A 24355-nucleotide genomic window follows, 5' to 3' on the forward strand; every position below is an offset into this window, starting at 1 on the left:
TACGCAGTATATAAAACAATTAGCTTAGAGTAATTTGAAAAACCCTGTCTTGAAAAGGCTGGGGAGTATCACAAACAGTTGCATTTGCTTTGACCAATTTTAGTCATTTCTGAACTTTACTACTTTAGGTGGATAATTATCCAATAAGCAGATTCATTCATCTGTAATTTATACTGCCTAGCTCAAAGCCATGAGTTTCCCTCAACATTCTTCTCTAGACAAGAAAGAAGACCAGTCTGCTAGCACCAGACTGTTATCTTAAGAGAATGTGAAAAAATGCAAATATTGCTTGACTCCGCCATCCTTCTATAGGTAGATTTATTAGTTAGTCTGCTAGCACCAGACTGTTATCTTTGACGGTGGTAAAAATATCTTGGTAAGTGTGAAAAATTTCAAACACTGTATCGAGTTGGGTAAGTTCCAAAATCAACCGTACAGGAGCTTGTACGTTGCATAGAACCAAGCGGCAACCACTCTGACGTGCAGCTTTTAAGCCTTTTACTAAAGGAACTAATCCAGAGCTGTCCATGAAGTTAACTTCTGCTAGGTCGATAACCCAGAGTTGATAAGCTTGAGGGACTACTCCAGCCATCTGTTCGCTCAAAGCCTTACCGCCTTCCAAATCTATGCTTCCTTGGGGTTTAAACAAAATCACTTGAAGTTCTTGTGTGAAAGCCATGAATTTAACAGGGTAATTGGAACACTTGACAAAAAATTGAAAAAGACATCAATACCTCTTCTCTTTCAACGGTGAAATGACTCTTTTACCCAAATATTTGGGCAATTGCAGTCCTACAGCTGAGAAAGATTATTTCAGTATTCATGTCGTATAATTTGTGATAACTTTCATCAATATAGGCATAAGCGCCTAACAATTTCGGTATCAACCGTATCTTTTACAAGATTTTCACAATTTAAACGGATATTTATAAACTTTCTATAAAATTTTTAATCTTTTTTTAATAAATTATGAAAATGTGGTATTAGTCCCAAAAGTTGTATAGTTAATAGTAGAAAGTTAACAGTTAGCATAGATTAAAATCTATGGATTATTCAGTATTAAACTAATGACTTAATGACTCTATGTATTAGTTTGATTGACACCCCACCCAAAAACAAGCAAAGATATAGTAAAAGTAAAAATTTGTAAAGACGGCGGTGCGGAATGTCTTTAGAGCTGATTTCACTAGAAAATATCCAGGAAGTTGCTCATAATTACGGGTATTGGGCAATTTTTTTCGGAATTTTGCTAGAAAATTTAGGCATTCCCCTTCCTGGTGAAACCGTGACCTTAGTAGGCGGGTTTTTAGCTGGTAGCGATGAACTAAATTACTGGCTGGTTCTCGGTGACGCAATCATGGGTGCTGTCATTGGTGGCACTTGTGGCTATTGGATTGGTAGAGTAAGCGGTTGGGCTTTTCTGGTAAAAGTTGGCAGCATATTTCGGATTTCTGAAGTGCGGCTGCTGAGTATTAAAGATCAATTTAGTCAAAATGCTGCTAAAGGGGTGTTTTTTGGACGTTTTTTGGCATTGTTACGAGTTTTTGCTGCACCACTAGCTGGTATAGCTGAAATGCCCTTTGGAAAATTCTTTTTATACAACTTGTTAGGAGCAGTTGCTTGGGCTAGTTTGATGGTGACATTAGCTTTTTTTGCAGGCAAAGTAGTCTCTTTAGAACAATTGGTTGCTTGGGTGGGTCAATTTGCGATCGCAGCGTTACTAATCCTCGCTGCTTTAATTATTGTGCCCCTGTGGCTGGAGTCTCGCCAGGTTAAAGGTGCAGCAGAAGAGTAAGTCAAGCATAAACTAAGTGAGGAGTGAGGAGTGAGGAGTGAGGAGTAAAGTAAAAAGTGAATTTTTTTAACTTTTACTTTTGTATTTTGCTTTTTTAACTCCTAGCTCCTAACTCCTAACTCTTAACTCTTAACTTTTAACTCTCAACCCCTAACCTGCTGTGACCAAATGCGAGTCGGTAGTCCCCAAACGTATATAAAGCCTTCAGCGGCTTTGTGGTCAAATTTATCTTCGGCTCCGTAGGTTGCCAAATCGGGAGTGTAGAGGGAATTATCACTCGAACGCCCAACTATCGTAGAGCTGCCCTTGAACAACTTCACTCGTACAGTTCCAGAAACTCGCTCTTGTGTCTTTTGAATAAAGGCATCGAGTGCAACTTTGAGCGGACTGTACCACAAACCGTTATAAACAATTTGGCTGTAAGTTTCTTCAATCCCACGCTTGTAATGGGTAACATCTGCCGTTAAAGTCAAGCTTTCTAAATCCCTATGTGCCTGAATTAGCACCAACATCGCGGGTGATTCGTAGATTTCCCGCGATTTGATCCCCACCAGACGGTTTTCAATCATATCGATCCGTCCGATGCCATGATTTCCTACCACCTGATTGAGTTCTTCAATTAGCTCAACTGGCTTTTTGGCTATACCGTTGAGGGTTGTGGGAATACCACCGTGGAAACCAATTTCGATGTACTCTGGCTCGTTGGGAGTGTGAGCGATCGCTTTGGTCATCTCATAAATTTCTTCTGGTGGCTCAAATGAGGGATCTTCGAGTAAACCAGCTTCAATGCTACGACCGAGCAAATTCTTATCAATACTATAGGGGGAAGATTTTTTGACTGGTGAGGGGATACCAAACTTCTCACCATAAGCGATTGTTTCTTCACGACTCATTCCCCATTCTCTGGCTGGTGCGAGGATCTTCAGATTGGGGTTTAAGGCGGTGACAGAGACATCAAAGCGAACCTGATCGTTCCCTTTGCCAGTGCAACCGTGAGCGATCGCATCAGCACCATATTTTTCGGCTGTTTCTACTAATACCTTGGCAATCAGTGGACGAGCAAGAGCGGTTCCTAGAGGATAACGATTTTCATAAAGGGCGTTGGCTTGAATCGCTCCAAAGGCGTAATCTTTAACGAAGCTGTCTTTGACATCCGCCACTAGGGATTCACTTGCACCCGATTTCAGAGCTTTTTCTCTGATTGGCTCTAATTCATCTCCCTGACCTAAATCTGCTGCTAGGGTAATCACCTCTTCCACACCCCACTCCTGCTTGAGGTAGGGGATGCAAACTGAGGTATCCACTCCGCCAGAATATGCCAGGACAACCTTTTTGGCGCGACCCATTAATTTCTCCAGTTAGGACAACAAAGAATGAGTCATTATTATATCTAAACTAATCCATGTATATTTTATTCATGCAACAACCTGTAGGAAGATTTAGGAGTTAAGAGTCAGAATTACAGTTTACTCTTAATCCAGTTCGGTTAAGCTCTAAGCAGTATTGAGCATACCTCTTGCAAAAATGTAAAATTTGCCCACCCTGTGGGATCTTGCTACATCCCCCAACCGCTTTTCCCAAAATTGAGATCGGTGGAGCTAATTTCAAAGTCCCTCTCCCAAGCTTGGGAGAGGAATTTAGGGTGAGGGCTTTTGATTCATGCAAAAAGTCTAGTTAAAGAAAATTTTTCTACAGCTTGCTACGCGTAACATTGACTGTAGAAGAAGGTACGATTATAAATTAATACAGTTCAGAGAAGATCAAAACCCTCATGTAGAGACGCGATTTATCGCGTCTGAAAAGACTAATTATTTACATACAGCAATAGCCCTTAGCTGAACTGCATTGGATTATCAATGGCAAAAGGATTAGGGCGAGTTTACCTAAGTAAGCTCACCCTGATTTGTATTTAATATTAACTAAGTTTTTAAATGCTTGTACAGACTAAGGGTAGAGTGTAGAGAAAATCTTACTTAGCTAAGTAAGATTGATATATTTAATGAGATTGCCTTACACTTTGCAACTTTTCGTTCTTGCGCTTGCGTAGAAACATACCACCTACAGCCAGCATACCTAATGTAATGCTAGGCTCAGGAACAGACTCGGGGTCAAAACCAGTAAATTTGTCAGTTCCTAGATGGAAAGAATGGTTGTCGCTTTCAAATCCACCACCACCTGTTTGGGTAATGACAATCTTGTTGAAAATATCGTTGCTACTATCTGAGTAGAAGTGAAGATAGCCATTTCCTTCACCGCCATGCTGTAATGCACGAATTGGAGCAACTGGGTTCACATCCTCAGTTGTAAATGATTTGATTAGATTATCGCCATTGTAGAAGGAAAAAACGTTACCAGAACTAATAGCTCCCCAGTCAATACCGAAATAATTGAGGGAACTTGCAAGGTTAATTGTGACATTATCGCCGTTGAAAACTGCCAAATACTTCCCATTATTGACCTCACCATTTGCCCCAGCAGGTGCCCATACATCTGACCTCACACTGCTGCTTCCACTGTTATTCTCAAATGAGTATTTAGCAAAACCAGTGGTTGGTGCTTGACCATCATTGAAGTTAACAGTTGTCGTACCAGGAAGTTGAGTAAACTCAGAAAAAGCACCTTGGTCAGTTTCTCCATTAGGGCCTGCAATGCCAGTGGTTATTTGGAAGGAAATAGCCTGGGCAGAACCTGCATAGATAAATGAGGAGATTGCAGATAAAGATAGAGCAGCGATACAAGCAATTTTTGTAAGAGACATAATTTTGAAATTCTGTATTTTTAATTGTTGAAAAGTTCGTTGTGCGACTTGGATTCATTATGTAGTGTCTTCTAGAAGAAACAATAGGATGAAACTACTGGATTTGTATTTATTGAAAAATTCCTAAATTTAGCCAATAATTTGCCCTGCTTTTGAACATAAATGAGTAGTTTCACTTGCCGGAAAAGTGGATAGGATATCTGTTCTTTATCTGAAGATAAAAAAGTTGTGAAGTTAGCTAGTATATATCAAGAGTTTGTATCTTCGGATGTTGTCCTGATTAAGGATCGATCAAGATAATAAACAAAACTATTTGAAATTCTTTGCTTGCTGATAAATAGAAATAGATTCGTGGTCATTGCTATTGGTTTTGAGATTCTTCCCTCGCTCTATTTACTTTTTCTTTTGTAGTCAACTATGCAACTTGAGTGTTTTGACATAGTTAGTAACATGAATTAAACTAAACTCTTGCAACCAACAAAAGAATCTCGATCGATGCATCCACCTGAAAAAGCTGTTGTCCCGACTCGCGTTATTGGTTTAATTAGTGGCACATCCGTAGATGGGATAGACGCTGCGTTGGTAGAGATTTCCGGCACAGAATTGGATCTCAAAGTTGAGTTGCTAGCCGGGGCAACATATCCTTATCCAGCCCAACTTAGAGAAAGAATATTAGCAGTTGGTGCAGGCGTTGCCATCTCAATGGCAGAATTAGCGGAAATAGATGATGCGATCGCTCAAGTCTTTGCCCAAGCCGCCCAAAATATTCAAATTGGTCATCAGCCAGCCACTCTCATTGGTTCCCACGGTCAAACGGTTTATCATCGACCACCCAAAGAGGGAGCAGGGGGAGCAGCACTTCTCTACGAGACGCTGCGCGAACGGCTACGCTCAGTGACCGAGGAGCAGGGGAGCAGGGGGAGAGAAACGATCGCTACCCACGGGCTAAACCCTAGCTATCCGTTAACAGCACTGGGCAGTCCCTTGGGTTACAGTCTTCAACTAGGGCGAGGTGCATTAATTGCCCATCTTACGAACATTGCGACTGTGAGCAACTTCCGCGTTGCTGATATTGCTATTGGTGGTCATGGTGCGCCTCTCGTACCCAGAGTCGATGCTTATTTACTCAGTCATCCCCAGGAGGGGCGTTGTATTCAAAACATTGGTGGTATTGGCAATGTTGCCTATATTCCGCCTCGGCATGGAGACTGGCTCTCAAAAATTCGTGGTTGGGATACTGGCCCAGGAAATAGTCTGTTGGATCTAGCGGTGGAGCATTTAAGCGGTGGTGCTAAAACTTATGATGAAGATGGCAATTGGGCAGCAAGTGGTACTCCTTGCCATCAATTAGTAGAACAATGGCTCAACCAAGACTACTTTCATCTGCCGCCACCCAAATCCACTGGACGCGAATTATTTGGTGTGACTTACCTGCATCAGTGTTTAAAAGATGCTCAAGCATACCAACTCAATCCTGCTGACGTACTGGCAACTCTCACAGAACTTACAGCTGCTTCAATTTTCCATAGTTACCGCACTTTTTTGCCAGAAATGCCACAACGAGTACTATTATGTGGTGGTGGTAGTCGCAATCTTTATTTGAAACAAAGGTTACAATTGTTGTTGGGATCAATACCAGTCTCGACAACAGATGAAGTCGGCTTGAGTGCAGATTTTAAAGAAGCGATCGCCTTCGCGGTTTTAGCCTACTGGCGACATTTGGGTATTCCTGGCAATCTACCTGCTGCCACAGGTGCACCTCAAGAAGTACTTTTGGGAGAAATTCACCAAGTTCAATCCTGAATGCTGAGTCAGGAAAAATAAACAAGATATAAAAATTTCTTCATTCTTCACTAGCAACTCAGCACTCGTAACTTAGCACTGCTATAACTGTAGTTTTGGCGGCACTCGAGCAAGACAGGGAATAAAAGGTGGCTCATACTTTTTTATTGGAACCAGGACGCTGGGCAATGGAAGGAAATTGGCTAGAACGTAATGGTATGCCAATCAGCGTCAAGGGTATGACCTTGGTCGCTTGGAATCGAGATAACTGGTTTACTATGGCCACAAAACTGATTTTTCCAGGTAGCGATCGCTCTGAAATCTCTCTGCAATATAAAGGGCGGTTGCATGATGGAGAGCGTCAGTATACTTTTTTACTACAACATAATATTTTGGGGCAGGTTGAAGGAGAAGGCTGGATTGGTCTGGATACTATCGTACAGCGTTACTGGGTACTAGGCGATCGTCAGCGTCGTAGTGGCTTTGAAACCCTACACCGGATTTCGCAAAATACATATTACCTCAGTAGTGGTATCTTGGCTGGTCATTTTTTAACTAACACAATGGAAGCTAGCCTAGAGCGTCAGTCAGCTTAAAAGCAGTGCTGCCTCAGGGCTTTGCTGTTCTTCTAAGCCAAAAACCGCCGTTCAAAAACTCTGGCAATGCACTGGTTTACCAACGCCTAATATCTCCTGCCCAACTTTAACCACTCATCGTTTATTCTCACTGACCGACTGAGTTGTATAGTAAAAAAGAAACGATCAAATTATTGTCAGGATTTTAGTATTTTACCTAACCATGTAGTCAGGAGTTCAGTTTCGTGAATCCTAAAGTCTCCGTTATTATCCCTGCTTACAATACTGAAACTTATATTGGGAAGGCAATAGAGTCAGCCTTAGAGCAAACACTCACTGACATTGAAGTTATCATAGTCGATGATGGCTCAAGTGATAAAACTGTAGAAGTCGCTAAAAGTTTCACCGATCAACGTCTCAAAGTGATAGTTAATCGGCAAAATATTGGAGCGGCGGCGGCACGTAATCGCGCCTTCAGGGCAGCTCAAGGAGAATGGATTGCTGTACTTGATTCAGATGATTGGTATGCTCCCGAAAGATTGGAAAAGCTTGTATCTCTGGCAAATAAAACAAATGCAGACATGATTGCTGATGATGTTTATTTTATCAAAGACGGTACAACATCTCCTTGGAGTACATTGATTCAAGAAAGTGGAGAACGTATAGATAAAATCTTCCAAATTGATATCGTTTATTTTGTAGAAACTGATGTCTTCGGTGAACCAGGATTGCATCTTGGTCTAAGCAAGCCTCTATTCAAACGAGAATTTCTGGTTAAACACGGCATTGAGTACGATGATGAAATCAGGATGGGTCAAGATTTTTGGCTTGATATGAAATGCTTAATTAAAGGAGCTAGGTTTTTTATTGAACCAAAACCCTATTATTTCTACCGTTCACGTCCTGGTTCTCTTGTATATCAAAGCCAATTACCACGTCTCAATCAATCTTGCAAAGCTGCTATCTATTTCATGCAACAAGACATTGTGAAAAAAAATCCTGCTCTAAGGCGTGCTCTATCTTATAATCTCTCAGTCTATAAGAAAAATCTAGCTTATCTTCAAGTTGTAGAACCTATAAAACAAGGGAAATGGTTAACAGCATTCACAGAAATTAGGAAAAACCCGGGTTTCTTTTATGATTTTATGTCCCGACTTAATAGTATTATCGAACGTCGAATTCAATACTATGTGATGAATAATAAATCAAGTTTTGATATATATCCTAACCAACAGAGAAAACGAAAAACTACCACTTAGAATATTACAGTTTTATCAATAAATAATGCATTTTTACATAGTAAGAGCTAGCTTTAAGGTTAAAAATATCGTTAGGTAATCAAAAAATGTTTTAAAAGTATTGGGCGAATATAATTCTCTATTACACAAACAAAGCCTACCTCCTTGGACTAATGCGAATTTAAAGGTTTGTTAACCTACAAAGGCAGGTAAGGTTTCGTGTAGCCAAACTAGTGCCGTCTTCTCCCAACACAAAGCAACGTCTCGTAGAGAAGAGGAGATGCCAAGAGTGATAGCGCATTAGTCAAAATTGGGCAAACTAAAGCTACACCACAATTTTTGAATGCACTTGTCCTCCCAAACATTTACAACCTGCTTTTGGAGTCGAATTTTCTATGTCAGACCCCAACATTGGTCGCTTACTCAGCAAACGCTACCAACTCCAAGAGTTAATCGGTACTGGAGCAATGGGTCGGGTTTATCGTGCTAAAGATACATTGTTGGGAGGTGTACCTGTTGCGGTTAAGTTTCTGGCTCTATCAATCCAAAATGAAAAGATGCGATTGCAAGACCGCTTTGAGCGAGAAGCAAAAACCTGTGCTTTACTAGGGCAAAAAAGTATCCATATTGTCCGAGTTATGGACTATGGCGTAGATGACAATAACACGCCGTTCTACGTCATGGAATACTTACAAGGACAAAGCCTGAACAATATTATTCGCAAGCAACGATTACCTTTACCAAGATTCCTCAGTATGGCGCGTCAACTCAGCCTGGGGTTACAGTGCGCCCATGATGGCATCCCGGTTGATGGCACTATTTGCCCAATTATCCATCGCGATGTCAAGCCAAGCAATATGCTGGTGATTCAAGATCCCAGTTTTGGCGAATTGGTCAAGGTTCTAGATTTTGGTATTGCTAAGTTATTACAGTCAGATGGCGACCATACAAAATTCTATTTGGGGACATTGGCTTATTCTTCTCCCGAACAGATGGAGGGTAAGGAATTAGACAATCGTGCTGATATTTATAGTTTGGGCGTCATGATGTTTGAGATGCTCACAGGTAAAATGCCACTGGTGGCACCAACTCACTCTTTTGGTGCGTGGTATAAAACACATCACTATCAAAAACCACGTTCTTTTGCTGAGGCTGCGCCTGGATTAGAACTACCAAAAGAAATTGAAAATTTGGTGATGAGTTGTCTAGCTAAAAAAGCAAGCGATCGCCCCCAAAGTATTACTGAAATCCTCAGAGTTTTAGCATCTTTAGAAAAGCCTGAGCATACCCGTAAAATTCAGCAAGCCAGCCATTCCCTCGTTCCTACTACTACAGCTAGCACTGAGCTTGAACAAAAGACCAAAGCCGATTTGCGGGTATCCTGGTCAAACGATGAAATCGCTCGTGCCATTTCCTGGCCCAAAAATAAACCAATTGCCGATATTGTGTTTCCCCAGCCCATTCATACCAATGGGGAGGTTTTACCAGCTTTGTGGGTGATGCTACCGCAAGAGGAAATTCAAAAACGCTTACTCTGTACGCGCTATAACCAATTTCTGTTCATCTCTATCCCCCATCCCATGCTGCTATGGATTACTGTCATCTACAATCGCAAGCATGGCGCTAAATGGTTGCCTTATTACCTCGATCTCAAAACCAGCCTTGGTCAAGAAATTGCTCGGTTACTACAGCAAACAGGTTACTACCGCCTCTTATTCTTTGCCCGAGAAGCACCAAATAGCTGTACCCACATCTTACTTTCTAGCGTCGCTTCTGCCCAACGGCAACGACTGCAAGAGTGGGTCGCAATGAGCAATACGTTGATGTCCTCTGCCGACCCGCAAATTAGTAAAAGTTTACTCAAAAACGAGTACGAAAAGATTAAGCCTCAGATTATAACAAAACTGGAAAGTATAGATACAGATTCTCCATACGATCTTTCCAGCTAGGCATAATTTCTTTATGTTACGTATTTTATAGGTGGTCGCTCCAAGAATGTAACGTTTTATAAACAAAAGATATATAAAGATGTAACTTCTAGTTATATGTATAAAGAGTTAAATCACTAGCTGCTAAAGCAGTGGTATCGGAATTACCTCTAAATCTTCCTGGGCAAAGATTCCTGTGGATTGTCAATTTGTGCAGGTGTGATTCCACCGCTAGACGAAACAACAAGAAGTTTGGCTAAAGCAAACAACGGATTTCGCCTGCAATTCTAAAGTTAGTCTAGACTCCAGCAGATATGCCGTAGACAATGTTTACTCATTCTTGGTTAATTTCGTGAATTGAACTTTTGGATCATCTTGTGGAATTACTTATCGAAGTTGACGCCCCGACATCCCCAGCTCTTTTCCTCCTTGGAACCAAGCAAGAGAAGGAGGTCGCCCACTGCGACATTAGAACGACTCTATGCCATAGTGGAACCTGAATCTAAGCCCCACTGATGCTTCAGAAGCTCTTGATAAGTTGCCTCACGCACGACCATTTGCTCATAGAGCTTTACTAAAAAGTCTTTAGCTTGCTCGTGGCTCATGTTCTGCACCTGAGTGGAAAATGAGCAGATGCTGAATTGCTGTTCCAAGGATAGTTTCATTGGTTGATTCATAATTACTCCGAAAAAACAACGCGTAAAGGTGATATCGCTCACAGAAGTCCAAATGGGATAATATTTGGACTTATATCTGTCCAACATTTGTTCCTCCGTATTACGAAAGATAACAATTGTTTGACAGATTGCCCACATCCAAAGTGTGGAGTTTTTCTGCTCTGATATCTTGCACCTAATCCTACTGATATACCACCCAAGTCAGCTGAACCATATTCCGGAAAATAAGCTCTACTTGGTCTTAGATAGGTATAACTACCTCCCTCATTCCTTCCTGCTTTGCACGAATCTCCTTTAAAGAAAATATTTGGTGCTATGCAAAACCCGTCTTAGTCTTTGTGTTTAAAAAGCCTAAGATGTTGTCTCCGCAAGCGTGGAAGAAGCTTCGGAGGACGGAAATTTTAAGGAGGTTGGGGAATTAATGGTAATAAGCGTGAATTATAGTCGCTTTACCTTATTATGTGCAAGATGTCAATTTACCAATTTATACAAATTTAGCCTCTTTCGGTCATTTTAGAGGCTAAAAATATTTGTATCAAATTGTAAAAAGGAAAAATGCTCACGCTGAACAAATTACTGAGTATATTTACCAGATTTGTCCTTTGTCCTTTATCCTTTGTCATTTGTTTCAAGTTACTAAGCATCGACTAATGACTAATGACCAATGATTAATGACTATTTTATTCAAGGGAGACGATGACAACTGTGATGTTATCGTGCCCTCCATGCTCTTTGGCAGCCTCAACAAGAGAGATGGCGGCTTTATCAAGCCAAGGACCATCTTGGAGGCAGTTAGCAATCTTCTGCTCGACAAGTTCTTCTGTAAGACCATCACTACATAACAGCAAGCGATCGCCAACTTTTACATCTAGTGGTTGCACATCAATTTGATGCAAGTCTTCGCGCCCCAAACAGCGCGATAATACATGGCGAAAAGGATGTAATCGTGCTTCATCTAAGGTGATGTCACCAATTTTGATTGCTCGTGCTACCCAAGTGTGGTCTTCCGTTACCTGTTCTAAGTGCGACTCTCGGAAGCGATACAGCCGCGAATCGCCAACATGAGCGCACCAAGGCGACTCTGGGGAGCGAAAAATCACTGCTACAACTGTTGTCCCCATATCGGCGCGTTCGGGATGATTTTGCTGATCCTGCAAAATCGCTTCGTTGGCTCCCCACAAAGCTTGCTCTAGCAATTCTTGAGAAGACTTAGAAGTTTCCCAATTTGCTACTAAATACGCCTGAATTTCTCCAGTGGCAATGCGACTTGCCTCTTCACCTCCGGCATGACCACCCATACCATCGGCAACAACGAAAAATCGTCCTTCTGGGTCTATATAGTAAGCATCCTGATTATTAGAACGAATAAGTCCCGGATCGCTAAAACCCGTGAAATTAAGTTTCATAAATTTTTTGCAACAATTAATACATACGATCGTAACGGTCGAGGCGTAAAAGTAATCGGATCGTGATCGCTGAAAGCGCCGCTGCAATTAAAGCAGGCAGCAGTGCTAACCATAGATAATCCTTAACCACTAAAATAGTAGCTGAAAGCGTAAAACCGCTGATTAACAGAGCATAGCTTATTGAGAGCTGAATACTGCTCTGTCGCCGCAGCAGGCGTTCGGTTTCTATAGACCGAACGCGCAAGCGCATATCTCCTTGCTCTAGCTTCTCCAGTGTATCCTCTAATCTACGTGGCAGACCCAAGGCGGTACTACTTACCTGAGCTGCTTGGCGACTTAATTCGTTAAGAAAGCTATTCCCCTCAGAACCATTCATATCGGTCATAAGTTGCATTGCATACGGTTTGGCAACTTCCATAAAGTTAAACTCTGGATCTAAGCCTTTACCTACCCCTTCTAGAGTAGAAAAGGCTCGCATCACGAAAGTGAAAGTTGCTGGAAATCTAAATGGCTGATTATAAGCTATTTCGTAAAGGTCGTCACTGATTGCTGCAACTGATTGATTTTCAAAGGGCTTATCCATAAAATGATCCAGCATATACTGGACGGAACGCCGGACTGGGCCCATATCATCAGTTGGGGCGATCGCACCTAAATTTATCAGAGATTGCACAACGCGATCGCCATCTTTTTGAGCAATGCCAAACAGTGTTTCCATCAATCCTTCGCGGATGTTGGACTTAATCCGCCCCATCATCCCGAAATCATAGAATATCAGAGCGCCATTTGCACTGACGGCAATATTACCTGGATGAGGATCGGCGTGGAAAAAGCCACTATTGAGTAATTGTAGTAAGTAGGCTTGAGCGCCTTGACGAGCGATCGCTTTTCGATCCAAACCCGCTGCTTCTAAAGCTTCGTATTGGCTAATTTTAATTCCAGGGAGATATTCCAAAGTCAGAACTCTGGAAGTGGCATAACGCCAGTATACTCTTGGGACATTCACCCAATCATAGCCGCGAAAGTTACGGCGAAAAGTATCGGCGTTACGACCTTCGTTAAGATAATCAATTTCTTCCCAAAGAATGCGGCAACATTCTTCGTAAATACCCAACCAATCGCGTCCCCGTCCCCATTTGGGATGGTTTTGAAAGTAGCGGGTAATTCCTTTGAGAATCTGTAAATCTATTTCAAATAACTTCTTTAGTCCAGGACGTTGCACCTTGACAACAACTGATTCTCCACTATGTAGTACAGCTTTGTGTACTTGCCCCAAGCTAGCAGCAGCTAAGGGAATAGGTTCAAAATTATGGAAGAGTTCAGGAATTTTCTTGCCTAGTTCTTTCTCAACGATCGCTTCTACTTGCTCATAGCTAAATGCTGGTACTTTGTCTTGTAACTTGGCTAGTTCTTCTACATATTCACCAGGGAATATATCAGCACGGGTAGAAAACAGTTGCCCAACTTTGATAAAGGTTGGCCCTAAATCTAGTAGGGTATTGCGAATCCAGACCGCTTGGGTTTTGCGTCTTGCAGCTTGCTTTACATCAGTCACACCACCTGGATAACTCCAAGATTTGTTGTATAGCCAAAGTTTGAACAATAAGGTCAAGACAAAAGACCAAATGTCCACAAAACGCCGTTTGCTAGAGTATTTTTCCCGATTCCAACGGTATGCCTTCTCTGAATAACCTTGTTCCATATACTTTGTTTACCGTTGGTTTGCGACCGAATCACTTGGAAGAAAAGACACTCTGATTCCTAAACTGTTTTTTTCTTAAATGTCCTTTGTCATTTGTCTTACCCTGCGGGTACTCCTTCGGAGAACTCGTAGAGTAGCCGCTGGCGCGTCTATGTCATTCGTGCATAATTTTTGACCAATGACCAATGACCAATGACTAATGACTAAAATTATGCAGAAGTTCGGCGATAATGTTGCAATTCTGTTCGTAACAGGGCAATTTCTGCTCTTAATTCGTCAATATCTGCTTGCAAGTCACCGGAATCAGAACTGGCTTGCCCAGTACTTGCAGTAGCTTGACCAGCATTAGCTGATTCTGCTGCCCGATTTGCCCGATCTAGGACTTCTTCTGTAAACTGGCGCAGCTGCTCTCTAGCTTCTGCATCAAATTTGCCCAGATCGCTCAAAGCATCGGTCAAGGCGACCTCTAAACGCTCATTAACTACTTCTGCTACCGCTCTGCCTACGAAAAAGGCTTGCACAAGGGGATTACTCATAAATTTTTGTTACGTTGCACCGCAAGAGAATTATAACTTGCCTGTATGCTTTGCGGCTTCTATTGTTGAGCTAGAAATTTACATCAGGCGATCGCTTTATCGATCGCATTCCAGCAACTCTCGATAATATTGCTCTGGTGTACTTGGTAAATAATTTGTCATTTGCAAAGTTTGTTCCCTCAACTTGAAACCTTGGGTAATGTTAATCCGGCTGAGGAAATCGATATCGTGGGATATTACCCAAAGCGCTCCTTGGTAATCATTAATACCTACTACTATTTGTTCAACAGTTTCAATATCCAGGTTATTAGTTGGCTCATCGAGAATCAGTAGATCGATTTCTGAGATACTGATTATAGCGAGCGCTAATCTTGCCAATTCACCTCCACTCAGTACAGAGGCGCTTTTGTGAACGTCATCATATTTAAAGAGAAAGTGTCCCAGTTGTTGACGTAAAAGCTGATGGCTGAGATGAGGATTGGCAGCTTGCATATTTTCTAGAATTGTGTATTGGCGATTTACCAATTCGTAAGTTTGATCGAGATATACAGCTTTCATGGCTGGTGTGAGCAAAACCTCACCTGATTCTAAAACCGCTGTTTGGTTTTCTACGCCCAAAATTGCTTTGACCAAACTCGATTTACCAGAACCGTTTGCGCCGATAATGGCTATGCGATCGCCAGATGATATATGCAGTTGAATATTTTGAATCAATAAACGTTCCGATATCCTAAGATTCGCACCCTGGATATTAATTAGATTTCGGCGCTTTTGATTTTTTTCTTCTAGCTGAATACTCGTGACTTTGGTGGTTTTGACCTTTGTCTCTGCAACCTTTTGATTAGCCTTTGCTACTGCTGCTTCATGTTTCTTTTTTGCAGTTCCGGTAGATACCTCAGCTTTGGTTTTAATCAATCCTGCTGCCATTCTATCAATACTACCATTCAGAAACTTGGCGCGACCGTTGCGACTAGATTGGGCTGCGCGTTGCTGTTCTTGCATCGCTGTGGCTTGGGTACGTTTGAGTTCCTTTCTGGCGGCTTCGTGCGATCGCAATGCGACTTCTAACTCTATTTCTTTTTGCTCTCGATAGTGCGAGAAATTACCGCCATAGACTTTCACGCCAGCAGGTGTAAGTTCCCAGGTGATATCTGTCAGTTTATCTAAGAAAAAAGGCTTATGCGAGACAATTACAAAAGCACCTGCAAAATCTTGAAGAAACTGCTTTAAGCTTTCTAACGCTTGCAAATCCATGTGATTTGTTGGCTCATCAAGTAATAGCAAGTTTGGTTCTTGAGCTAAACCGATTGCCAGAAATAGTTTAGTAAGTTCTCCACCACTCAAGTTAGTAATTGGTAGTGAAAGATCAAGGTTTGTGTGAAATTGTATTTGTAAAATCTCCTCAATATTCCACCATTCATCAGAGATAGAAATCAAAAAACTAAGCACTGTATCTGCTGTAATTTCTTGTCTGATAGTGCTGATTTGTGGCAAATAATAGACCATACCATGACGCAAAACTGAGCCTGTATTGGGGCTGAGTTGACTTGCAAGTATCTTGAGTAGGGTTGATTTTCCTATTCCGTTGCGACCAACCAAAGCAATGCGATCGCCCGCGTCGATATTCACATGAACTCGTTGAAATAAAGTTTTATCTACGCTGAGGTCATAGGCTAAGTTTTCAGCTAACAATATTGATTTTTTCGGCATTCTTCTCAAACCTCAATTTCCAAACTCCCACCCGCGTGTTTCCAAAAATTACGGATAGATTAGACACAAAAAACTCAGCCGCAGACACTTGTCAAACGGTTCTATATAGATAGGATTAATGACAATATTTTTATTGCATGGCTATGTGAAGTAACCCTGTCAAACTAGTTGCGTTTATTCTTTGTTGACATTTGTTGCTTTGGTGCAACAGGTGTTTGGTACTACTTCATTTCTGCTATCTCGTTGGAGTTGTGATGAGGTTTGATATTGACTACAGTGTAACACTAAGGAATTTCGGAAAGCGAGGATGCGATCGGCTGTTTTTGCCAAGCGTTAATGTAGTTTTTCGCACACCCGATTATTTTTGGTTCGACCCTTACACACAAAAATTTGCAGGATTTCATTTAGTAGATGGAGAATATCAACCTCTACAAGCAAATGAACAAGGATATTTGTGGAGTGATCAGCTAGGGTTATATTTGGGAGTTTATGAAGGTTTATTGCGATTTTTTACACGAGATGGACAACTAGTACCAACACCGGAAGAAACGGCAGAACAGGTACAACAAAAAGCAGAACAAGCCGAACAAAAGGCAGAACGTTTAGCAGCAAAACTGCGGGAATTAAATATCGATCCAGATACAATTTAGACCAGAGCTATTTCATTTAGGATAGTGTTGCGCTAAAAATTCCTCAGCTTCAGTCTTGTCTTTAATTACTCCATCCAAGGTAGCAGCAAGTATATCATCTAATATCTGCCGATATTGAGGCCCTGGTTTGTAACCAAGTTTCTTTAAATCATTGCCATTCAATAGTGGCTGCACATTAGTCCAAACAGTTAAATATTCCCAAATCTGATGTCTAAGCGATCGCGGACTTTGCACAGCAATTAAAATCAGCATTGGTAAATCATACTGTCGCAACAACTGTACTACTTGACTAGGACTTTCACACTTAGGCAAAGATTCTATTACTTCAGTTTGGGCAGAAGCCAAGTTTTGCAAGCGTTTAATGCCATCATCTTGCAATTGTAGATTTTTTGCTACTTTCGCCCGATATTGTGGTGTTAAATGGGCAATTAACGCTTCTAAACGCATTTCCCAATGAGTGAGGGTTGGTTGCGGGTCAAATCGCCGCAAACAGCGTTCTAGCAAACGTAATTTTCGCAGGACTTCCACATCTAGCTTTAGGGTAGGATGGATGCATTGCAATGCCCCTAAGTTATCTAGTAACTGCAAAGCTGATTTCCAGTAGGAGGCTTCTAGAATGTGTTTTAATTCCGTTTTCAGTCGAGTTTGCAGGGCTGGAGTTCTGCTATTCTCTTGAGCAGTGCGATCGTAAACACCACTGTTGATGGCATAGCGGATAAACTCTTCAGTTTGCGGTTCTATCTGAAATCCGAAGCGCACGGCAAAGCGCACGCCACGAAAAATGCGGGTGGGGTCTTCGATAAAGCTATTGGCGTGTAAAACCCGAATTTGTTTAGCTTGTAAATCTAGTAATCCACCAAAAAAATCGAGTAACTCACCAGTACGAGGGGAAGTCAGGCGCAAGGCAAGGGCGTTGATGGTAAAATCTCGGCGATACAAATCTTGACGAATGGAACTCGCCTCAACTTCTGGATTTGCGGCTGGATAAGGATAGAATTCTGTTCTAGCAGTGGCAATATCTACCCACAGAGAAGCTAATTCTGGGTCTTTGTGCCACAACAAAGCCGCAGTTTGAAAAGCCCCGTGGATTTCTAAGCGAGCCATAGGGTAAAGTTGTTGGAGTGCTTTGGCTAATTCCACACCAGCACCGACATCTGCTGATTTATGAAAGCCATCAACCACAAGATCGATATCTTTAATCATCAAAGTGCCCGCTACTGCTTCTGTTAATAGCAAATCCCGCACCGCACCGCCCACTAGATAAAGATGCCAACCCCGTTTTTCTGCCTCTTGCGATGCTGTGGTGAGTAATTGCCACAGTTGCGGAGCAAGGCGATTTTGCAATTCAGTCCTGAGAGGAATTTTAAATTTTGTTAGCGCAGCGTTAGCGAGTCCGTGAGCATCATTTTTAATTTTGAATTTTTGCTCTCCCTCTTGGTCTTCATCCCATTCTTGATGTAATTCCCGCAAGACATCAGTACGGGTAACAATACCGATTAACTGCTCGTTTTCCAATACTGGTAAGCGTCCGATATCATAAGTCACCATCACCGACTCAATTTGTGGCAATGTCGTATATGGTGTAATCGTTTTGAGATTCTTGGTCATGTAGCCCTTAACTGGCGCATGACTAAATCCGTGGTGTAAGGCGATATCAATATCCCGCCGCGAAATAATACCTACTAGTTGCCCTTGAGTATCAACTACGAATAAACCAGAGTGTCCATAACGTAATAAAATGCGCTGGGCTTCGGCAATTGTGGTTTCAGGCAGAATCGTGCGCACAGGAGAAGACATCAAATCCCTAGCAGTGAGGGGATGGGGAATTTGTGCTTTTACCCCGTCTAGGAGTTGTTTTAATATTGCCTCTGAATCAACTCCTCTTAGGTTTAGCGATGCGGCTTGCGAATGACCGCCGCCACCTAGAAGTTGGAATAATTGGTTAAGATTCGTTTTGGGAATTTGCGATCGCCCAATTACCGTTAAGCGTGAATCCTCTTCACCTAAAGGATATTCATTAGCCAGCAGTAGGGCATCAATTTCAGTTAATTCCACAAGTTCCGAAGCTAGACTCGACAGCCCCGGCACAAAAGCCTCAGTTTTCAAAGTTACCCAAGCAACCGTATATCCATGTAGACAGAGATATTCTAAACTTTCCAGAGATTCAGTTAATAGCTGCTGCAATTGCGAAGATAATCCGGGGTCACGGTAGGTGGAAATTACTGATAAACTAGCCCCTTGTTGCATTAACCAAGCCAAAGCTAAGGCATCCCGTGCTGTGGACTGGTCATATGTCAAAGAACCAGTGTCAACGTGGATACCCAAAGCCATCACAGTTGCTTCGGCAGAACTCAAGGAAATTTCCTGTTGTTGCAATTGCTCAACGATTAAAGTTGTGGTGGCTCCTACTGAGTCAATATGCGATCGCGTGGCGGGAATATCTGATTCTTGTCCTAAGTGATGATCGTAAACTATAATCTCTCTTACAGTAGGTAAATCTAACCACTCAGCAGCTTTACCCAAGCGATCGCGCTGTTGTGTATCCACTACAGTCAGAGAGCGAATTTTTTCTGAATTTACCGAACGGCGTTCAATCAGAGGATATTCATCCCGATGCAATGCTAAAAAATCCCGTACAGTAGGATGAGAGCCGCCAGGGAGCACAATCTTGCTTCCCGATAGTAGGCGCGTCAACCCTACTGCTGCTCCTAATGCGTCAAAATCTGCTGTTGTGTGGCAAAGAATTAAATCCATAGTTTAGAGTCATTAGTCACTTCTACTTAGACAAAGGACAAATGACAAAAATGTTGCAATTTCTGCTAGCTTAAAAATAATAAGAAAGTGTCAGTGTCGCCCTTTAGGATATTCTATCTTTAGTATTTCACTGTATTGGGAGAAGCAAAAATGACCATAATATTCCAATTTGCCTTGATAGGTCTAGTCTTGTTGTCTTTTGTCCTAGTTGTCGGCGTTCCGGTTGCTTACGCCACTCCCCAAAATTGGGGTGAATCTAAAAAACTGCTCTGGGTTGGTTCTGGGGTCTGGATTGGTTTGGTGTTTTTAGTTGGTTTGTTAAACTTTTTTGTCGTGTAGGCGACGGCTTCGCTCTGGCGCAGGCACATAATATAAGAACTAGAGGGGCAGAAAAGCCAAGGTTAAAGGTTAAGGGAAACAAGGGATTTTTTCTTTTTCCTAGAAACTTCATTTTGACCGCGCTTTCCTGCTCCTCTACATTTAAATAAGAAATGTATATTGGCCAGAAGTATAGTTGATAAAGAGGCAATCATGGCAGTTTTCGAGGGAACTTTTACCCAAACGGAGCCTTTGCGGTTTGCAGTGGTGATTGGTCGATTCAATGACCTCGTTACCGGAAAGCTGCTAGAGGGATGTCAAGATTGTTTAAAACGTCACGGTGTAGACCCTAATCCCCAAGGTAATCAGGTGGACTATGTTTGGGTTCCGGGAAGTTTTGAGGTACCTTTAGTAGCTCGCCAATTAGCACTTTCCCATCGTTATGATGCTGTAATTTGTCTTGGCGCAGTCATTCGAGGACAAACACCCCATTTTGATTACGTATCCTCAGAGGTTTCTAAAGGCATTGCCGCCGCTAGCTTTCAAACTGGGGTGCCAGTCATTTTTGGCATTTTGACAGTAGATACTATGCAGCAAGCTCTAGAACGGGCAGGCATAAAAGGTAATCATGGCTGGGATTATGCCCTAAATGCCCTAGAAATGGCTAGCCTGATGCGACAACTGCGTTCTAACCTAGCAGAGCCATATTCTCGTAATAGCCAGTCTCTGCCAGCCGCTTTTCCAAGTGCCAGCGTTGGCAATTTAACTTTGGAGTCAGAAGAACTCGGCTAGTCCGTCATTAGTCATTAGTCATTAGTCATTAGTCATTTGTCCTTTGTTATTCACTAATGACTAATGACTATATTAAGGGGTTGACAATTACAGATAAATCTGAGATATTGATATATGGCAATTGATTGCGGGTGTAGCTCAGTGGTAGAGCGTCACCTTGCCAAGGTGAATGTCGCGCGTTCGAATCGCGTCACCCGCTTCCAACTAAAACCTCTTGAATTTAAAAATTCCAAGAGGTTTAGTGTTTTTAGGGTGCGTTGAAGTGTACGTAGATTAGCTCTGCACTATTGTAAACCGTTCCAAAGATGGGGAGATCGGTCAAGATTAGCCACAATCTATATATTTGGACGAAGATTTACAGACTGCATATAATAGATGTTTTAACAATTCCCGCTTTGCAAACGCTTGCGAACTCCAAGGAATAGAGATTGGACATAATGCCGATCTAACTTTGAGAACTGATAGTAATATATAGTGAGCCAAAGGGAAATTAGCGGGTTTGTTGATGTGTGTTGTTTACGAGTGTAGCCTTCCCAAAGAATTTGCCTTAGGAGCGAATCGCCACCTATGCTTAAAATTGTACCAGGTGTGTCAGCATAATAAATCCCCACAAACGCAACCACATTACCTTGAAAGCGACAGATGAAGAGAAGGAAATTTTTAAACAAGATCGCCAGCTATGGGGAAAGATTACAAATAGATAACTCTGTACTAATTTGGCAACTAGTATACTTAAAGTTAGCGGCATCTACTATTTTTAATCAGGGCAATGTTTGCATCACCTTTTTATGTATATAAAGACAGAAGCCTTTAAGGTGTTTACCAAGTCATTATATTCTCGTAGTTCGTGTAAAACACGCTCAAGTTATTAGAACGCTTGTGCAATCTCAAAAACCCGAAAAAATCGATTTCAATACCGAATACCCCTGTCCCTGTCGTCGCCGGGGTCAGTTAATTCCGATTACGCTAACAGAAGCATTTGGTTGCGATCGCTGTCAGCAAATCTTTGTTGTAGAAGATAATGGTCATGTCCTAGAACAGCTTTCCACCACCTATCCCTACAAACGGGCTTGGCGCTGGATGGGAAATAGTTGGCATGTTGTCCATCCCCGCTTGGGAGAAAGCTATCTGCCTATAGCGCTGGGCATTATTTTCGTGCTAGTGATTATATGGCTGCCATTAGCACTGCGATTGGCAAATGGTTCCAGCATTATTGCTTGGGCAATGGTGGCGGTGCTATTGGCTATCTTACCAGCACTAATGGTCTGGCTTACCTACAGACGTTAACTCAATGACTGTTGAATTGGATGACCACCCCGAACCGATTACTAGTGCCCAACGAGCTTATCAAGCTTCCCTAAAGTTGGCGCTCACAAAGGGAGCAGACCGAAGTCGTGCAGTATTGGCAATGGCAAAGGCGATTGAGCGCTCATTTGACGACATTCTAGAAGCCAATACCTTGGATTTAGAAGCAAGTCGGGAAATGGCAGTGCCTGAGCTGATATTGGACTGGCTGAAGCTGACTCCCACAAGACTAGAGATGACAGTAGACATTTTACAACGGTTGGGGGAATTATCAGATCCGCTGCGACGCGTTAGAACCGCTGATTATCAACTGGAAGATTCCCAAAGTTACACCCAGTTAATGCCCTTGGGAGTGATTGGATTTATTTATGAAGCGTTTCCCGATTTAGGGGCGATCGCAGCGGGTTTTTGTATCAAAACTGGTAATTGTATAATTCTCAAAGGCAGCACCGAAGCCAGCCATACCAACGCCGCTATCGCTGAGGCATTGCAAAATGCGATCGCAGAAGTTGGTCTAGCTCCCGGCTGTCTAGAACTGATCACAGCAGAACATGGGGCTTCAGTTCGGGATCTAGTTACCCAAGACCAGTACGTGAATTTAGTGATTCCCTACGGACGTTCTAGCTTAGTGCAGCAGGTAGTCCGACAGTCAACTTGCCCAGTTTTAAAGTCGGCGATGGGTAACTGTTATCTCTACTGGTCGCTGAATAGTAGCTTAGAAATGGTGCGCTTGATGATTCTTAATAGCCATCAAAGTGAACCCGATCAAGTCAACGCCATTGAAAAAGTACTAATTCATCGTCAAGCCTTGCCATCATCTTTAGCAGTTCTGTGGAACAGCTTGACGGAAAAAGGCTTTGAAATTAAAGGGGATGCAGAACTAGTACAAGCCTTTCCCCAGTTGCAGCTGGTAAAAGAAGGCGAATGGGGAAACCCTTATTTAACCAGGACAGTAGCTTTTAAACTAGTGGATAGCTTAGAAGCTGCGATCGCCTGGATTAATGAATACAGCAGCGGTCATGCCGACTCCATCGTGACTGAATCTTACCAGGAAAGTCGGCAGTTTGCGTTGGGAGTTAACAGTGCCTCTACCTACATCAACACTTCTCCGCGTTTTTCCCGCAACCCTTCGCGGGGAGATTCAGTATTTCTCGGTATGTCTAATCAAAAAGGTCATCGCCGGGGATTTATCAGCCTGGAAACTTTGACCACCGTTAAGCACATTGTTCAGGGAAATGGCAGATTTTAAATAATTCGTAATTTATATAATATAATCCTGAATTCTGAAGTAAAACTATCTGAAATCAGCATGAATAATTAAATTCCCCACACCTCAACGGTGCTGTCTCTACTCCAAACAAATAGTTTCTGTCCATCTGAGCTAATTGCAAGACCAGTAATTGACGATAAATGACTTGTGAGACTACAAAGTTCATGTCCTGTCCGAATATTCCACACTTTGATAATTCCATTTTCTCGACTACCACTAAGTAAAAAGCGTCGATCGCGGCTGACAGTAATTACAGGCATATACCCTGAAAGACTTAAGGTGCAAATTACTTGTTGTGTTTGCCAATCCCATATTTCATAGTTTTGGTCAAAGTCTTGTTCTTCAGTCACTAATATTTGCGAATTTGAGTAGATGGGAATACGGCGATGAATATTTTCGGGGATAAAAATAGAAGGTATTATCTTTTGTTCATTAACATCCCAAAATGTTAGTTCATAACCATCACGAGTACTTACAAGGATTTGACCATCTGGGCTAAAAGAAACTCCCCAAAATTCCTCCGACTGGATATTTGTAGTGAAAATCTTCTGCCCTATTTTTAAATCCCACACCTCAGCCAAATCAAGACAATGCCAAAGTCCTAAAACGCGATTATTGGGTGCGATCGCGATTTGATGAAATTCCTTCGTTGCTTCTGGCTGGAATGTGCATATTACTTGTTGCGTTTGCATATTCCACACTTGAATTATGTTGTTATAATTACAAGTAACTAAGGTTTGCAACTCTTGGCTTATATCTACACAAGCTATACTGCGAACTTGATCTGTATATCTCTCAATAGTAAAAAGATACTCAAAAAATAAATATGGGTTGTATAGCTGTAATGCCAGTTTAGCTCTTGGCTCTGTACTTTCCTGGAGTAGCCAATAAGCTGCTTCTTGAACATCAACCTCTGAGTTTTGTAAAGCTTCAATAATCAAGTCTAAGCCAGCTTCCCCATACTCAAAAGCATCTATAAGGGCATCAATTTTTTGTTCAACCTTCCCATACTCCAGCAATTGCTTAACTCTTTCAATTCCTCCCAAAACTGTATTGTTAACTGTCATAAATTATTTACTATTTTGGTGGTGGGCCTAAATCTGCCACAAACTTCTCCTAGTTTCAATACCCAATCCCCTAATTCAAATTTAAACTTAAC

19 protein-coding genes, 1 tRNA gene and 1 pseudogene are annotated in these 24355 nt (G+C 42.0%); 11 read left to right on the plus strand and 10 right to left on the minus strand.

Features of this window, described 5'->3' with window-relative positions:
• Positions 1-325 precede the first annotated feature (325 nt).
• On the minus strand, positions 326-679 hold the full coding sequence (locus V7K84_RS31930) for an STAS domain-containing protein (protein ID WP_094348023.1): 354 nt from the start codon (positions 677-679) through the stop codon (positions 326-328).
• 486 nt (positions 680-1165) lie between these two features.
• On the opposite strand from V7K84_RS31930, the gene V7K84_RS31935 reads away from it, so the two are divergent.
• Complete coding sequence (locus tag V7K84_RS31935; protein ID WP_094348022.1) at positions 1166-1795, plus strand: DedA family protein; 630 nt, start codon at positions 1166-1168, stop codon at positions 1793-1795.
• Between the two features lie 143 nt (positions 1796-1938).
• On the opposite strand, the gene V7K84_RS31940 is transcribed toward V7K84_RS31935, so the two are convergent.
• A complete protein-coding gene (locus tag V7K84_RS31940) occupies positions 1939-3141 on the minus strand; it encodes an argininosuccinate synthase (RefSeq protein ID WP_334844217.1) in 1203 nt (400 codons plus the stop codon).
• 650 nt (positions 3142-3791) lie between these two features.
• Positions 3792-4553 carry an Npun_F0296 family exosortase-dependent surface protein gene (locus V7K84_RS31945; RefSeq protein ID WP_334844218.1) on the minus strand — a complete coding sequence of 254 codons (762 nt, stop codon included), beginning with the start codon at positions 4551-4553 and terminating at the stop codon, positions 3792-3794.
• Positions 4554-5048: 495 nt separating this feature from the next.
• Between V7K84_RS31945 and V7K84_RS31950 the strand changes: the two genes are divergently transcribed.
• The 4 genes from V7K84_RS31950 to V7K84_RS31965 all read left to right on the plus strand — a co-directional run bounded on the left by V7K84_RS31950 (position 5049) and on the right by V7K84_RS31965 (position 10097).
• Positions 5049-6356, plus strand: a complete 1308-nt coding sequence (locus V7K84_RS31950) for an anhydro-N-acetylmuramic acid kinase (RefSeq protein ID WP_334844249.1) — start codon at positions 5049-5051, stop codon at positions 6354-6356.
• A gap of 128 nt (positions 6357-6484) precedes the next feature.
• Entirely contained in the window at positions 6485-6931 is a 447-nt protein-coding gene (locus V7K84_RS31955; RefSeq protein WP_334844219.1) for a hypothetical protein, read from the plus strand.
• Positions 6932-7155: 224 nt separating this feature from the next.
• Positions 7156-8169, plus strand: a complete 1014-nt coding sequence (locus tag V7K84_RS31960; RefSeq protein ID WP_334844220.1) for a glycosyltransferase family 2 protein — start codon at positions 7156-7158, stop codon at positions 8167-8169.
• A gap of 374 nt (positions 8170-8543) precedes the next feature.
• Complete coding sequence (locus tag V7K84_RS31965) at positions 8544-10097, plus strand: serine/threonine-protein kinase (protein WP_334844221.1); 1554 nt, start codon at positions 8544-8546, stop codon at positions 10095-10097.
• A 458-nt stretch (positions 10098-10555) separates the two neighbouring features.
• Here V7K84_RS31965 and V7K84_RS31970 read toward each other — a convergent pair whose 3' ends face one another.
• The 5 genes from V7K84_RS31970 to abc-f all read right to left on the minus strand — a co-directional run bounded on the left by V7K84_RS31970 (position 10556) and on the right by abc-f (position 16107).
• The gene (locus V7K84_RS31970; protein ID WP_094348015.1) at positions 10556-10753 is read right to left on the minus strand and encodes an NblA/ycf18 family protein; all 198 of its coding nucleotides are present in this window, start codon (positions 10751-10753) and stop codon (positions 10556-10558) included.
• A 680-nt stretch (positions 10754-11433) separates the two neighbouring features.
• Positions 11434-12159, minus strand: a complete 726-nt coding sequence (locus V7K84_RS31975) for a PP2C family protein-serine/threonine phosphatase (protein ID WP_334844223.1) — start codon at positions 12157-12159, stop codon at positions 11434-11436.
• A 16-nt stretch (positions 12160-12175) separates the two neighbouring features.
• Positions 12176-13861, minus strand: a complete 1686-nt coding sequence (locus V7K84_RS31980; protein WP_334844225.1) for an ABC1 kinase family protein — start codon at positions 13859-13861, stop codon at positions 12176-12178.
• 209 nt (positions 13862-14070) lie between these two features.
• Complete coding sequence (locus tag V7K84_RS31985; RefSeq protein WP_334844227.1) at positions 14071-14397, minus strand: DUF6825 family protein; 327 nt, start codon at positions 14395-14397, stop codon at positions 14071-14073.
• 96 nt (positions 14398-14493) lie between these two features.
• A complete protein-coding gene (abc-f, locus tag V7K84_RS31990) occupies positions 14494-16107 on the minus strand; it encodes a ribosomal protection-like ABC-F family protein (RefSeq protein ID WP_334844229.1) in 1614 nt (537 codons plus the stop codon).
• Between the two features lie 344 nt (positions 16108-16451).
• On the opposite strand from abc-f, the pseudogene V7K84_RS31995 reads away from it, so the two are divergent.
• A pseudogene (locus V7K84_RS31995) lies at positions 16452-16757 on the plus strand (Uma2 family endonuclease); the annotation flags it as partial.
• Between the two features lie 12 nt (positions 16758-16769).
• Here V7K84_RS31995 and V7K84_RS32000 read toward each other — a convergent pair.
• A complete protein-coding gene (locus tag V7K84_RS32000) occupies positions 16770-19511 on the minus strand; it encodes a CBS domain-containing protein (protein WP_334844231.1) in 2742 nt (913 codons plus the stop codon).
• Positions 19512-19661: 150 nt separating this feature from the next.
• On the opposite strand from V7K84_RS32000, the gene psbZ reads away from it, so the two are divergent.
• The 5 genes from psbZ to V7K84_RS32025 all read left to right on the plus strand — a co-directional run bounded on the left by psbZ (position 19662) and on the right by V7K84_RS32025 (position 23175).
• A complete protein-coding gene (psbZ, locus tag V7K84_RS32005) occupies positions 19662-19850 on the plus strand; it encodes a photosystem II reaction center protein PsbZ (protein ID WP_179068007.1) in 189 nt (62 codons plus the stop codon).
• A gap of 192 nt (positions 19851-20042) precedes the next feature.
• Positions 20043-20621 (plus strand): 6,7-dimethyl-8-ribityllumazine synthase, encoded by a 579-nt coding sequence (gene ribH, locus V7K84_RS32010; protein WP_289799467.1) that lies wholly within the window; start codon positions 20043-20045, stop codon positions 20619-20621.
• Positions 20622-20748: 127 nt separating this feature from the next.
• Positions 20749-20820, plus strand: a tRNA-Gly gene (locus V7K84_RS32015).
• A gap of 680 nt (positions 20821-21500) precedes the next feature.
• A complete protein-coding gene (locus V7K84_RS32020; RefSeq protein ID WP_094348002.1) occupies positions 21501-21908 on the plus strand; it encodes a hypothetical protein in 408 nt (135 codons plus the stop codon).
• A 4-nt stretch (positions 21909-21912) separates the two neighbouring features.
• Positions 21913-23175, plus strand: coding sequence for a glutamate-5-semialdehyde dehydrogenase (locus tag V7K84_RS32025; protein ID WP_334844234.1), 1263 nt, complete (start codon positions 21913-21915; stop codon positions 23173-23175).
• Positions 23176-23243: 68 nt separating this feature from the next.
• Here the strand turns inward: V7K84_RS32025 and V7K84_RS32030 are convergent, their stop codons facing one another.
• Entirely contained in the window at positions 23244-24263 is a 1020-nt protein-coding gene (locus V7K84_RS32030) for a WD40 repeat domain-containing protein (protein ID WP_334844235.1), read from the minus strand.
• Positions 24264-24355 lie beyond the last annotated feature (92 nt).

Source organism: Nostoc sp. (assembly GCF_036917315.1).
Lineage (GTDB): Bacteria > Cyanobacteriota > Cyanobacteriia > Cyanobacteriales > Nostocaceae > Nostoc.